The 13338-nt window shown below is 65.8% G+C and carries 10 protein-coding genes; 6 read left to right on the plus strand and 4 right to left on the minus strand.

Features of this window, described 5'->3' with window-relative positions:
• Positions 1-13: 13 nt before the first annotated feature.
• Positions 14-760, minus strand: coding sequence for an endonuclease III (gene nth / locus AC6H34_RS13460; protein ID WP_497539891.1), 747 nt, complete (start codon positions 758-760; stop codon positions 14-16).
• Positions 761-782: 22 nt separating this feature from the next.
• Here nth and AC6H34_RS13465 point away from each other — a divergent pair, with 22 nt between their 5' ends.
• Together AC6H34_RS13465 and AC6H34_RS13470 are read left to right on the plus strand one after the other, a co-directional pair.
• Positions 783-1277: a DUF2244 domain-containing protein gene (locus AC6H34_RS13465; RefSeq protein ID WP_448149477.1), complete on the plus strand. Its 495-nt coding sequence runs from the start codon at positions 783-785 to the stop codon at positions 1275-1277.
• 120 nt (positions 1278-1397) lie between these two features.
• The gene (locus AC6H34_RS13470; RefSeq protein WP_448149476.1) at positions 1398-2300 is read left to right on the plus strand and encodes a methylated-DNA--[protein]-cysteine S-methyltransferase; all 903 of its coding nucleotides are present in this window, start codon (positions 1398-1400) and stop codon (positions 2298-2300) included.
• Between the two features lie 33 nt (positions 2301-2333).
• Here AC6H34_RS13470 and lldD read toward each other — a convergent pair whose 3' ends face one another.
• Positions 2334-3467, minus strand: a complete 1134-nt coding sequence (lldD, locus tag AC6H34_RS13475) for an FMN-dependent L-lactate dehydrogenase LldD (protein WP_497539115.1) — start codon at positions 3465-3467, stop codon at positions 2334-2336.
• 215 nt (positions 3468-3682) lie between these two features.
• Entirely contained in the window at positions 3683-4303 is a 621-nt protein-coding gene (locus tag AC6H34_RS13480) for a 2,3-bisphosphoglycerate-dependent phosphoglycerate mutase (protein ID WP_497539116.1), read from the minus strand.
• Positions 4304-4465: 162 nt separating this feature from the next.
• Between AC6H34_RS13480 and AC6H34_RS13485 the strand changes: the two genes are divergently transcribed.
• Together AC6H34_RS13485 and AC6H34_RS13490 are read left to right on the plus strand one after the other, a co-directional pair.
• Positions 4466-5389 (plus strand): pirin family protein, encoded by a 924-nt coding sequence (locus AC6H34_RS13485; protein ID WP_497539117.1) that lies wholly within the window; start codon positions 4466-4468, stop codon positions 5387-5389.
• A gap of 143 nt (positions 5390-5532) precedes the next feature.
• Complete coding sequence (locus AC6H34_RS13490; RefSeq protein WP_497539118.1) at positions 5533-6618, plus strand: cobalt-precorrin-5B (C(1))-methyltransferase; 1086 nt, start codon at positions 5533-5535, stop codon at positions 6616-6618.
• Between the two features lie 114 nt (positions 6619-6732).
• On the opposite strand, the gene AC6H34_RS13495 is transcribed toward AC6H34_RS13490, so the two are convergent.
• Positions 6733-7062: a hypothetical protein gene (locus AC6H34_RS13495; RefSeq protein ID WP_448149471.1), complete on the minus strand. Its 330-nt coding sequence runs from the start codon at positions 7060-7062 to the stop codon at positions 6733-6735.
• A gap of 193 nt (positions 7063-7255) precedes the next feature.
• Here AC6H34_RS13495 and AC6H34_RS13500 point away from each other — a divergent pair, with 193 nt between their 5' ends.
• Both AC6H34_RS13500 and AC6H34_RS13505 read left to right on the plus strand, forming a co-directional pair.
• A complete protein-coding gene (locus AC6H34_RS13500) occupies positions 7256-10585 on the plus strand; it encodes a transglutaminase family protein (protein ID WP_497539119.1) in 3330 nt (1109 codons plus the stop codon).
• Positions 10586-10757: 172 nt separating this feature from the next.
• The gene (locus AC6H34_RS13505) at positions 10758-13268 is read left to right on the plus strand and encodes a circularly permuted type 2 ATP-grasp protein (protein WP_497539120.1); all 2511 of its coding nucleotides are present in this window, start codon (positions 10758-10760) and stop codon (positions 13266-13268) included.
• Positions 13269-13338 lie beyond the last annotated feature (70 nt).

Below are 13338 nucleotides of genomic sequence, written 5' to 3' on the forward strand. Positions count from 1 at the left end.
AGGCTTAACCGCCCTAGGTGGTCTTGTCCTCGAACAGGCAGATATCCCGGATCAGGCAGGTCGGGCACATCGGCTTGACCGCCTTGCAGACATAGCGACCATGCAGGATCAGCCAGTGATGGGCGTGGCGGGCATAGGAGGCCGGCACCACTGTCTCCAAGCCGAGTTCCACCGCCAGCGGTGTCTTGCCCGGCGCAATGCCCGTACGGTTGGCAACTCGGAAGAGATGTGTATCCACCGCGATCGTCGGCAGGCCGAAGGCGATGTTCAGCACGACGTTCGCGGTCTTGCGGCCGACCCCCGGCAGCGTCTCCAGCGCTTCGCGCGAGGCCGGCACCTCGCCGCCATGCTCGGCGATCAGGGCTCTGGATAGGGCGATGACGTTCTTGGCCTTGTTGCGGTAGAGGCCGATGGTCTTGATATACTCCATCAGCCTTTCCTCCCCGAGCGCGACCATCTTCTCGGGTGTCTCGGCGACGGCGAAAAGGGGGCGGGTCGCCTTGTTGACGCCGATGTCGGTCGCCTGCGCCGAGAGGACCACGGCCACCAGCAGCGTGTAGACGTTCACATATTCGAGTTCGCCCTTGGGTTCGGGCAGCGCTTCGGAAAAACGGCGAAAGATCTCGGTGATGGCGGCCTGCGACAAGGCCAAACGCTTCGAACCGGCGACCGCGGCGGCGGCGTTGGCCTTCGCTTTGGCCTTTCGTGCCGGGGGAGCGGGGATGGTCTGGGGCGGAATTTGAGTCTGGCGGCGGGGCATGAAACGCTTATACTGACCGATCATGGACAGCGCCAATTCGAAAACACCGCTGGAGGAGCCCGTCTTCGATGCGGTGCTCTATCCCCACCGCTCGCTCGGGCCGCGGGGCTTTCGGAATCTGCTGATCGTGGTGGGCTGTTTCTCCACCATGCTCAGCATTCCCTTCTATCTGATGGGAGCCTGGCCGGTCGTCGGCTTTTTCGGCATCGACATCGCGCTGCTCTATCTGATGTTCAAGATCAACTATCGCGGCGCCAGGCTGCGCGAGCATGTCTTCATGACGCCCGCGAGATTGCTGTTTTCCCGGATCGATCCGAGGGGCCGTCGCCGCGACTGGAACTTCAACCCCCGCTGGGTGCGCCTCGAACGCGAGGAGCACGAGGAGTTCGGCACCATGCGGCTCGCCCTTGCCCAGCAGGGCCGGGAAGTGGAGATCGCGCGCTTCCTCGGGGCGCATGAGAAGGGCGAGTTCGCGGACGCCTTCACCCAGGCCCTGCATACGGCGCGACGCGGGTAAGCCCGTCGCGCTGCTCTCCGCGCGGATCGTTCGGGCCGGCATGCCGATCGCAGGTTTCGGGTGGGAACGCCGCCGCCGCCAGCCTACATGGGGCATGATGAACATGCCCGGAGAACAGCCATGCCGCCCGTCAGCCTGTCCTCGACCGAGCCGTCGCTGGCCTCGCCGCTAGCCAATTCGCCCGAGGATTACGACCGCATCCGCAAGGCGATCGCCTACATCTCCAGGAAATGGCAGCAGCAGCCCTCGCTGGAGGACATAGCGGGGCATGTCGGCCTCTCCGTCTCGCATTTCCATCACCTGTTCCGGCGCTGGGCCGGCATTACGCCGAAGGATTTCCTCGCGGCGGTGACGCTCGACCGCGCCCGTGACCTCCTGCGCGATTCAGCCTCGATCCTCGATGCCACCTATGAACTCGGCCTTTCAGGGCCCGGTCGCCTACACGATCTCTTCGTCACACACGAAGCGATCACGCCCGGTGCCTTCAAGACGGGCGGGGCTGGCATGACTGTCAGCTACGGATTCCATCCCTCGCCCTTCGGAACCGCGCTGGTGATGGTGACGCCCCTCGGCCTTGCCGGCGTCGCCTTTGCCGATCCCGGCGAAGAGCCGGCGGCGCTCGCCGACATGCGCTCACGCTGGCCGAACGCGGAATATCGCGAGGATTCCATGGTGACGGCCCCCTATGCCGGCCGCATCTTCGATCCGAGCAAATGGCAGGCCGACCTACCGCTGAATGTGGTGATGATCGGGACGGATTTCGAAGTGCGCGTCTGGCGCACCCTTCTCAGGATCCCTATGGGCAAGATGGCGACCTATTCCGATATCGCCTGCCATATCGGCAATCCAAACGCGTCACGGGCGGTGGGCGCGGCGGTCGGCAAGAACCCGCTCTCTTTCGTGGTGCCCTGCCACCGCGTGATAGGACGCTCGGGTGCGCTGACCGGCTATCATTGGGGGCTGACACGCAAGCAGGCCATGCTGGGTTGGGAAGGGGGACGGGTGAAAAGCGGGGCGGCGTGATGCACCTCCGGTCCCGCACGTCCGCGTTCGCGGCTACCTCACCAGGCTCGATCCGTCGATCTGCTCCACGCGCTCCACGCCCGTCAGCGTCATCGCGACCTTCATTTCCCTGGCGATGATGTCGAGCAGGTTCTCCACCGCCGCCTGGCCTCCGGCGGCGACGGCATAGGCGAAGGCGCGGCCGAGCAGCACGCCCCTGGCGCCGAGCGCCAGCATGCGCACGACGTCGAGGCCGGACCGTATGCCCGAGTCGGCGAGGATGGTGAGATCGCCGCCCAGCGCGTCCGCGATGGCGGGCAGCGCCCTGGCGCTGGAGAGAACGCCGTCGAGCTGGCGGCCGCCATGGTTGGACACGACGATGCCGTTGGCGCCGAACTTGACGGCGTCGCGCGCATCCTCGGGATCCAGGATACCCTTGATGATGATCGGCCCCTTCCAGAAGTCGCGGATCCATTCGAGATCGGACCAGCTGATCGAGGGGTCGAAATTCTTGGCGAGCCAGCCGATATAGTCCGCCAGCCCCGTGGGCTTACCGAGATATTTAGAGACATTGCCGAGATCGTGAGGCTTGCCCATCAGGCCGACGTCGAAAGCCCACTCAGGCTTGAACACGGCCTGGAGGACGCGCCGCTGCGCGCCGAACGGACCTGACATGCCCGAATGCGGATCGCGATAGCGCGCACCGGGCGTCGGCATGTCGACGGTGAAGACGAGGGTATCGATGCCCGCCGCCTGTGCCCGCTCGAGGGCGTTCCTCATGAAGCCGCGGTCCTTGAGGACGTAGAGCTGGAACCAGATCGGCCGGGAGCTGGCAGGCGCGACCTCCTCGATGGGACAGACCGAGACGGTGGAAAGCGTCATGGCGATGCCCTTGGCAGCGGCGGCCCGGGCGGCCTGGACTTCGCCGCGACGGGCATACATCCCCGTCAATCCCACCGGCGCGAGGATCACCGGCATGGCGAATTTCTGGCCGAACAGCTCAGTCTCCAGGCTCAGCTTCTCGACGTTCTTAAGGATGCGCTGGCGCAGGCTGATGCTTTCAAGATCCGAGACGTTGTTGCGCAGCGTACGCTCGGCATAGGCCCCACCGTCGATATAGTCGAACAGGAAACGGGGCAGCTTGCGCCTTGCGGCGGCACGGTAGTCGGAGGGAGAGGCGATGATCATGACAGCAACGCGGCAATAACGAGAGCACCTACCCGTTTAGGCGTTCTTTCGCGTCATGGCTATGAGTTTGTAGGAGGAATGGCGTGCCGACCGGGGTCGGCACGCAAGCGGAGCGCCGTGAGGCGCCCCCGGGATCGCGGCCGCCTCGCCTGCAGCTTGAACCGCATCGTTCCCAGGGCAGGCGAGGTGCCTGCGATGCCGGGCAACGCTGCTCCTTACCCCTTCAATTCCTGCTTGCTGGCGATCGTCGTGTCGGGGTTCAGGCGGTAGACGATCGGAACGCCCGTATCGAGCTCCCGCTTGACGATCTCCTCGCCCGTCAGCCCTTCCATCGCCATGATGAGGGCGCGCAGCGAGTTGCCGTGGGCGCCGATGAGCACGGTCTTGCCGGACATCGCCTGGGGCAGGATACGATGGATGTAGTAGGGCAGCACGCGCGCTGCCGTGTCCTTGAGGCTTTCGCCGCCAGGCGGGGGCACATCGTAGGAACGGCGCCAGATGTGGACCTGCTCCTCGCCCCATTTCTGGCGGGCTTCGTCCTTGTTGAGCCCGGAGAGGTCCCCGTAGTCGCGCTCGTTGAGGGCCTGGTCGCGGATGGTTTCGAGGCCTGTCTGGCCGAGATCTTCCAGGATGATGGCGGTGGTGCGCTGGGCACGGGACAGGGCGGAGGTGAAGGCGATATCGAACTTGATGCCCAGGTCCTTCAGTCGCTTGCCAGCTTCATGGGCCTCGGCGACGCCTTTCTCCGTCAGATCGGGATCCTTCCAGCCCGTGAAGAGATTCTTGAGGTTCCAATCGCTTTGGCCGTGGCGGCAGAGCACGAGGGTAGCGGACATCAGGGGTATTCTCGATTATGAAAGGGACGCGGGCGGTGATAGCCGGGTTTGCCTGGAAATGCACGGAGCTATTGCATGGTCAGCTTGCAAAAAGGCCCGTGCGATCGATCCATATGGACATTATGTTTCAGGTTCATTGCATGGGTGAAATGAGGGAGACCGATGACCGTTTATCCGACTGACGATCCCATAGCCGGTGACGCCTTTTCCTGTAATGCGGTGGAGATGCAGATCATCGCCCGCTCGCGTGATCTCGGTGGTTTCGCCGTCCGCCGCGCGCTGCCGAGTTCTCGCCGCCGCCTGGTCGGGCCCTTCGTTTTCCTCGACCATTTCGGGCCGTCCATCTTCAGGCCGGGCGAGGCGTTCGACGTGCGTCCGCATCCCCATATCGGGCTCTCCACGGTGAGTTATCTGTTCGACGGCGCCATCGTGCATCGCGACAGCCTCGGCTACACCGAGACCACCCGGCCGGGCGAGATCAGCCTGATGACGGCCGGGCGTGGCATCGTCCATTCCGAACGAACCGGGCTGGAGGACCGCCAGCATGGCTTCTCGATGCTTGGCCTGCAGGCCTGGGTCGCGCTGCCGCAGTCGCTGGAGGAGGGCAAGCCCTCATTCGAGCACTACGACGCGCTGAAGATCCCCGAGCATAGTGCCGAGGGCAAGACGGTACGGGTGATGATGGGCTCCGCCTACGGCCTTGCCTCCCCCGTTCGGCAGGACTGGAGCACGCTCTATGTCGATGTCGCGCTGGAGGCTGGCGCCAAGCTTCCGGTGGACGCCGAGACCGAGGAACGGGCGATCTACATCGTCTCGGGCGAGGTGGACCTGGCTGGCGACCGCTTCGGCGTCGGCTCGCTGCTGATCCTGCGCCCCGGCGACGCACTGATGGTCCGGGCGGTGACCTCCGCGCGGCTTGTGCTGGTGGGCGGCGCCACGCTGGACGGGCAGCGCTACATCTGGTGGAACTTCGTCTCCTCGTCCAAGGAGCGCATCGAGCAGGCCAAGGAAGACTGGAGGCAGGGCCGTTTCACCACGGTGCCTGGCGATCCGGAGTTCATTCCGCTTCCCGAGACCTGGGGATGAGGAGGCCTGGATAAGGGGGCTGGGGACAGGGAGACTTGGGCACAGGGAGACTTGAGGATAAAGGGTAGTCGTCATGACGCGATCATCGCCTTCCCGGCCTGCCGGGAAGGAGCCGCACCTTGCCTCCATCGGGTTGACCTCTGTTGTCCGAAGAAAAACCGCCTGGACCCCTGCGCTACGGCTGGACGACCGGCGCCTGCGCTGCCGCCGCAGCCAAGGCAGCGTATGAGGCCTTGCTGACCGGCGACTTTCCCGATCCCGTCGCCATCACACTGCCGCGCGGGGAGGCGCCCTCCTTCGCGCTCGCGCGGCATGAACTCTCGGAGGAGTGGGCCAGCGCGACGATCGTCAAGGATGCCGGCGATGATCCCGACGTCACCCATGGCGCCCTGGTATCCTCCAGCGTGCGGCGCGGTGCGGCCGGCTCGGGGGTCACCTACCGCGCGGGGGAGGGCGTGGGTATCGTCACCAAGCCTGGCTTGCCGCTTCCGGTAGGCGAACCCGCGATCAATCCCGGTCCGCGTGCCCAGATCGCCGCCGCCATCGCCGAGGTGGCCGCGCGGAATGGAGATGCCGGAGACATCGAGGTCACCGTCTCCATCGCGGACGGCGAAGCGATCGCCCGCAAGACGCTGAACGGCCGGCTCGGCATCGTCGGCGGCCTCTCCGTGCTCGGTACGACCGGGATCGTGGTGCCGTTTTCCTGCTCGGCGTGGATTCATTCGATCCATCGGGGCATCGATGTCGCGAGGGCGCAGGGGCTTGTGCATGTCGCCGGCGCCACCGGCTCCGCTTCGGAGGCGGCCGTGGCCAAGCTCTACGGGCTCGAGGAGGCGGCGCTCATCGACATGGGCGATTTCGTCGGCGGCATGCTCAAATACATCCGCGCCCACCCCGTGCCGCGTGTCACGGTGGCCGGCGGCTTCGCCAAGATGACCAAGCTCGGGCAGGGCCTGCTCGACCTGCACTCGCGGGCCGGCCCCGTCGATTTTCACTGGCTGGCGGAGAAGGCGGAGGAACTCGGCGGAGCGCCCGATACGGTCTACGCGATCTCCCAGGCGAACACGGCCATCGAAGCGCTCGAGATCGCCACGGCCGCCGGTCTCGACCTGCCGCCGCTGGTCGCGCGCCATGCCTGGGAGACGGCGGCAAAGGTGCTGCGCGGCGCTGATATCATGCTGGACATCGCCATCTTCGGCCGTGAGGGCGATCTGCTGGCTAAGAGGTGAAGTCCGGGATCGCTGGGCGAGTGACCGCCATGCCTGGAAACAAGGCCTTCGAGAAAGGAAGGATGGCGGACAGGCACCGCCGTTCCGATCCTACGCGCACGCAGTCCGGCGATGCTACCCGTTCCCCGTATTGGTGACGATGCAGTTCAGATACTTTACGTAGGATCCCGAGCCGGTCTTCCGGTCTGGCTGGTTGCGGGCATAGCACCGGTCCTGGATGTCCTCGTCCGGCGGCGACTGCCAGATCGTGCGAAGCTGCTTGTAGGAAAGCACTTCCTGCGTTTCGCAATTCTGCACCATCACCGCGTGGCCCTTGCCGAGCGCCTTGCAGAAGATCTTGTACTGGTAGGTGGGTATATTGCCGGCCTGCGCCGCGGCCATGCTGCCGCCAAGCGCGGCGAGGGTGATCAGGGTGGCGGCGAAGGTGGACGCCGGGCGCATCATGGGGTCTCCTCGGTATGAGCTCTTGAGCGCCATCTAGCGCCGGTCCGTTAATAAAACGCTGAAGCCGGCCGGGCGCAAGCCTGTGCGCCGCCCCCGAATGGCCCGACAATCCTTAACAATGCCTGTCTAATAGGCTTGCCTCCCATGCAGGCAAACCGATACGGTGCGCTGTTTTCGTATACGGGAATCCGCCTTGTCGATTGTCGCTGCTCTCTATCACCGTACAACCTACGAATATGACCGCCCGGTCGTCCTGCAACCGCAGGTCATCCGGCTCCGGCCGGCGCCGCATTCCCGCACAAGAATTGTCAGCTACGCCCTGAAGGTCGAGCCGGCGAACCATTTCATCAACTGGCAGCAGGATCCCCACGGCAACTGGCTCGCGCGCTTCGTGTTTCCCGAGGCCGCAACCAGGTTCCAGATCGAGGTCGATCTCGTCGCCGATTTCGCGGTGATCAATCCCTTCGATTTCTTCATCGAGGAGTACGCCACCAAACTGCCCTTCGCCTATCCGCCGGATCTCAAGCACGAGCTCGGGCCCTATCTCGAGATCGAGAACGGCGGCAAGGCGCTGGAGGACTTCGTCGCCTCGATCGAGATGGCAGGGCAGGGCACGGTCGATTTCCTGGTCGCCCTCAACCAGCGCATCCAGGCGGAAGTCGCCTACATCATCCGCATGGAGCCCGGCGTACAGACGCCGGACGAGACCCTGACCGTCAAGTCCGGGTCCTGCCGTGACAGCGCCTGGCTGCTGGTGCAGGTGCTGCGTCGCCTCGGTCTCGCTGCTCGCTTCGTTTCCGGCTATTCGATCCAGCTGACCCACGACCTCAAGGCGCTGGACGGACCCACCGGTGTCGGCCGCGACGTCGCGGATCTTCATGCCTGGGCCGAGGTCTATCTGCCGGGCGCGGGCTGGATCGGCCTCGACGCCACCTCCGGCATGATGACCACGGAGGGGCACATACCCCTGGCCGCCACGCCGCATTACGCCTCGGCCGCGCCCATCGTCGGCTCCATGACGGCGATTGGAACCGTGGAGACCACGTTCAGCTACGAGATGCCGGTTCGCCGCATAGCCGAGTCCCCGCGCGTCACGCTGCCTTTCTCCGAGGATTCGTGGAAGGACCTCGATGCACTGGGCCAGCAGGTGGAGCAGGACCTCGTTGCCCAGGACGTGCGGCTGACGCTGGGCGGCGAGCCGACCTTCGTCTCCATCGACGACTACCAGGGCGAGGAGTGGAACACCGGAGCCGTCGGCCCCACCAAGCGAGGTTTGGCCGATACGTTGATCCGCCGCCTGCGCACCGCCTTCGCGCCCGGCGGCTTCCTGCATTACGGCCAGGGCAAATGGTATCCCGGCGAATCCCTGCCGCGCTGGGCCTTTGCGCTCTATTGGCGCAAGGACGGCAAGCCGATCTGGCGGAAGCCCGATCTCATTGCCAGGGAACCCAAGCCGGGCAAGGCCAATGTGAGGCGCAATTTCGATCCAAAGCCCATGCACGTCCTTGCCGAGGGGGTAGCGGAAAAACTCGGCATCGAGCCCGATTTCGCCGTGCCTGCCTATGAGGACGCGGCGCACTGGATCCTGCAGGAAGCCCAGCTGCCGGACAATGTCGATCCGATGGACTCCAAGCTGCGCGATCCCGAGGATCGCGCGCGTATCGCCCGGGTCTTCGATCGCGGCCTGGACATGCCGGCGAGCTACGTCCTCCCGGTTCAGCGCTGGAATGCGGAGCACAGGGGAGGCTGGGTGAGCGAGCGCTGGCGCCTTCGTCGCGGGCGCCTTTTCCTGGTGCCCGGCGATTCGCCGGCCGGCTTCCGCCTTCCCCTCGCCACGCTGCCTTATGTTCCGCCCTCTGCCTACCCGCATGTCCACGAGGTGGATCCCACCCTTCCACGGGGGGAATTGCCGGATCCGACGGCGCTGGCGCAGCAGTTCCGCCGGACGACCGAATCCCGTGACGGCACGCCGAACCAGCAGACGCAGGTGCAGCAGGAGCTCGGCACGGGCGTGGTGCGAACCGCCATGGCCTTCGAGATCCGCGACGGCGTGCTTTGCGTGTTCATGCCGCCGGTCAGCGCCATCGAGGACTATCTGGAACTTCTGGCTGCCGTCGAGGCGACGGCGGAGGAGCGTGGCCTGACGGTGCATATCGAAGGCTACCCGCCGCCCTACGACCCGCGCATCCAGGTCATCAAGGTCACGCCCGATCCCGGCGTGATCGAGGTGAATATCCAGCCTGGAGCCTCCTGGCAGGAGACGGTGGCGATCACCTCGACCGTCTACGAGGAAGCGCGCCTCAGCCGCTTGGGCGCCGACAAGTTCATGATCGACGGTCGCCATGTCGGCACCGGCGGTGGCAACCATGTCGTGCTGGGAGGCGTCACGCCTTCCGACAGTCCCTTCCTGCGCCGCCCCGACCTGCTCAAGAGCATCGTGCTCTACTGGCAGCGCCATCCCTCGCTGTCCTACCTGTTCTCGGGTCTGTTCATCGGCCCGACCAGCCAGGCGCCGCGTATCGACGAGGCCCGCCACGACAGCCTCTACGAGCTCGAGATCGCCATGGACATGGTGAAGGGGCCCGGCAACAATCCGCCGCCCTGGCTGGTGGATCGCTTGTTCCGGAACCTGCTGGTCGATGTTTCAGGCAATACCCATCGCGCCGAAATCTGCATCGACAAGCTCTATTCGCCGGACTCCTCCACCGGGCGCCTCGGCCTGATCGAGTTCCGTTCCTTCGAGATGCCGCCGGACTACCGCATGTCCCTGGCGCAGCAATTGCTGCTGCGGGCGCTGATCGCCTGGTTCTGGCGCGAGCCGCAACTGGGTGGATTCACGCGCTGGGGCACGCAGTTGCATGACCGCTTCATGCTGCCGCATTTCGTCTGGGCCGACTTCCAGGACGTGCTGGGGGATCTCGGCCGTGCCGGCTATGGTTTCGATCCGGTCTGGTACCAGGCGCAGCTCGAGTTTCGCTTTCCGTTCTACGGCAGGGTGGAATATGAGGGCGTGAGCCTTGAAGTACGCCAGGCGCTGGAGCCATGGCACGTGCTGGGCGAGGAAGGCGTGGCGGGCGGCACGGTGCGTTTCGTGGATTCGTCCGTCGAGCGCCTGCAGATCAAGGCGGATGGCTTCAACCCAAGCCGCCATGTGATCGCCTGCAACGGCCGGCGCCTGCCGATGGTCTCGACCGGCCGCGGCAGCGAGGCGGTAGCCGGCGTACGCTTCAAGGCCTGGCAGCCGGCCTCCGGACTGCATCCCACCATCCCCGTGCACGTGCCGCTCACCTTCGACGTCATCGATACCTGGTCGGGACGCTCCCTGGGTGGCTGTGTCTACCATGTGGCTCATCCGGGCGGCCGCAACTACGAGACATTCCCCGTGAATGCCTACGAGGCGCAGGCACGCCGTCTCGCCCGCTTCGAGCCGATCGGGCATACGCCCGGCTGGCTGTCGGTGCCGCAGCCCGAAGGAAGCATCGAATTCCCGCTGACGCTTGATCTGCGCAGGCCGGTGCGATGACAAGGATCCCGGGAGCGAGGAAAGGCGGGGGATTGGAGTGTCGATCACCGATCGACATCACCTGTGGCGGCAGAAGCAACGTTTCCGAGATGTCGATCGGTGATCGACATTCCGTATTTGGCGCGCTCTCCCCTGCCAAGTCGGCGCCGATGGGCGCTCGCGGGGCGGCCTGATGCTCGCCCGCTCGCGCAATCCGAACCTGCGTTCGCTTCTTGCCGGCTACAAACCCTTGCCGGGCGCGGCGGACGAACTGATGACGCCGGCCGGCGAGATCCGGCCCCACTGGCTACCCGTGCTGGAAGAGATCGCCAGCGACAAGCCGGAGGCGATCTCGCAGCGCTTTTCCGTCGCGGATCGCCAGATCAAGAATTCCGGCGTCTACTACCGCGTCTATGACACGCCCGGCGGCAGCGACAGGCCCTGGCCGCTTTCGCATGTGCCGCTGGTGATACCGCACGAGGAATGGCGCGGAATCGCGGCCGGCATCACCCAGCGCGCCCAGCTCCTGGAAGCGGTGCTTTCCGACCTGTACGGCCCCGCGAACCTGGTCCGGGAGGGAGCGCTTCCGGCCGCCGTCATCGCGGGCAATCCGGACTTCCAGCGCGCCATCGCCGGCGTCACCCCGCTCGGCGGCGAGCACCTCATCGTTTATGCGGCGGATCTCGGCAGAGGCCCGGACGGGCGTTGGTGGGTCCTGAAGGATCGCGCGCAGGCACCTTCGGGCATGGGCTATGCGCTGGAGAACCGGCTTGCGGTGTCGGCTGCCCTGCCGTCCCTCTATCGCGACATGCATGTCGAGCGCCTCGCCGGCTATTTCCAGGCGATGCGCTCCTCGCTGGCCGCCAAGGCAGGCCGCGAAGGCTCGCGTATAGGCCTGCTTACGCCGGGACCGGCGAACGAGACCTATTTCGAACACGCCTATCTCGCCCGCTATCTCGGTCTCCTGCTCGTCGAGGGGGCGGACCTCACGGTGCAGGATGGCATTGTCTATGTGCGCACCATCGAAGGGCTGAAGCGGATCGATGCGATCGTGCGGCGCCTCGACGCCGACTTCGCCGACCCGCTCGAGCTCAACGCCTCTTCGCGCATCGGGGTGCCCGGCCTCGTCCAGGCCCTGCGCCAGCGCACCATCGCCCTTGCCAACAGCCTCGGCGCCGGTCTGGTCGAAGCATCCGCCATGCTGGCCTTCATGCCGGCGCTGGCGCGGCGCCTGCTCGGCCAGGACCTGCTGATTCCCAATGTCGCGACATGGTGGTGCGGCGAGGAGAGCGTGCGCGACGAGGTGGAGCGCAATTTCGACCGCCTCGCCATTCTGCCTGCCTTCAGCCGCCATATCGAGGGCCTGTCGCGCAATGGCGCCAGTGCCGTCTCGGATCACGACGAGGAAGGCCGGGCACGCCTGCGCCAGATCCTCAAGGCTCGCCCCCTGGAAGTGGTGGCTCAGGAGGTGGTGAGGCTTTCCACCATGCCGGTATGGACGGGCAGGCGTCTGGAGCCGCATCCCTTCAGCCTGCGCGTCTATGCCGTTGCCACGCCCGAGGGCTGGAGGGTGATGCATGGCGGCTTCTGCCGGGTAGGCGACAACGACGACCCGCGTGCCCTGTCGATGCAGCATGGCGGGCGTTCCGCCGACGTCTGGGTGACGTCCGAAGGCCCCGTCGATCATGTCACGCTCCTGCCGCCGCCGGGCAAGGTTGCGATCAAGCGGCGGCTTGGTCACCTGCCCAGCCGTGCCGCGGACAATCTCTTCTGGCTCGGACGCTATCTCGAAAGGGCCGAGGCGACGCTGCGCGTCGTTCGGACCGTCAGCGAGATGGCCGCCGAGGCGGACGAGGACGTGGCGCAGGCCACAGAGCGCCTCACGGATCAGCTCATGGCCTGGGGCGCTGCCAAGAGCGATCGGGAGACGGTGCGGCCGAGGACCGGCAAGGGGGCGGCGACGGCGCCCGTGGCCGCCGCAGAGGCCATCCTGCGCGACGTGCTGAACGGCGAGGAGATCGGCGGGATTCCCTCGCTCATCCGCTCTGCTGCCCGGACGGCGTCTTCCATCCGCGAGCGCCTGTCGCGCGATGCCACACAGGCCATCGCCGATCTCAGCGCCATGGTGCAGGGCGATCGCGACCTGCAGGTTACTGACCGGGCGGATCGCTACCTGCGCACCATCGCCGCTCTCTCGGGCCTGACCCATGAGAACATGAACCGCCTGGCGGGCTGGCGTTTCCTGCGCATCGGCCAGCATCTCGAACGCGCTGTCCAGACGTGTCGCCTGGCCCGGCGCCTCGCCGATCCCAGCGCCAGCGTCGACATGCTCGACGCTTTGCTGCGGGTTTCCGACAGCCGCATCACCTACCGGGCGCGATACCTGATGGGTACCCTGCGCCTGCCGGTGCTCGACCTCGTGCTGCTCGACGACGGCAATCCGCGCTCCGCCGCCTTCCAGATCATCCGGCTGGCCGAACACCTGGACGAACTGCCGAGAGTGGTGCGCGAAGGCGAGGTCGATCCCCTGACCCGCACCACGCGGCTCCTGCGGGCCGAGATCGAGACGACCGAAGCGAGCGATGTCGAGGATCGTATGATCCTTTCGCTGGAAAACCGCCTCCTGGCCCTGTCCTCCGACATTACGGCACGCTATTTCAACCAGATCGAAGCGATGGCCGAGATCGCGGAGGGACTGGGATAGGGGGCGCGGACGTCCTCGTCCGTTCTTTCAGCGCTGCATTCATGACAAAGGAAGAGTGGACGAGGACGTC

Source organism: Labrys sp. ALF-8, assembly GCF_059699065.1.

What these genes read in the sequence shown, in the direction of transcription:
- nth (WP_497539891.1), bottom strand. Translation starts at nt 760, where the DNA reads ATGCCCCGCCGCCAGACTCAAATTCCGCCCCAGACCATCCCCGCTCCC.
- AC6H34_RS13465 (WP_448149477.1), top strand. Translation starts at nt 783, where the DNA reads ATGGACAGCGCCAATTCGAAAACACCGCTGGAGGAGCCCGTCTTCGAT.
- AC6H34_RS13470 (WP_448149476.1), top strand. Translation starts at nt 1,398, where the DNA reads ATGCCGCCCGTCAGCCTGTCCTCGACCGAGCCGTCGCTGGCCTCGCCG.
- lldD (WP_497539115.1), bottom strand. Translation starts at nt 3,467, where the DNA reads ATGATCATCGCCTCTCCCTCCGACTACCGTGCCGCCGCAAGGCGCAAG.
- AC6H34_RS13480 (WP_497539116.1), bottom strand. Translation starts at nt 4,303, where the DNA reads ATGTCCGCTACCCTCGTGCTCTGCCGCCACGGCCAAAGCGATTGGAAC.
- AC6H34_RS13485 (WP_497539117.1), top strand. Translation starts at nt 4,466, where the DNA reads ATGACCGTTTATCCGACTGACGATCCCATAGCCGGTGACGCCTTTTCC.
- AC6H34_RS13495 (WP_448149471.1), bottom strand. Translation starts at nt 7,062, where the DNA reads ATGATGCGCCCGGCGTCCACCTTCGCCGCCACCCTGATCACCCTCGCC.
- AC6H34_RS13505 (WP_497539120.1), top strand. Translation starts at nt 10,758, where the DNA reads ATGCTCGCCCGCTCGCGCAATCCGAACCTGCGTTCGCTTCTTGCCGGC.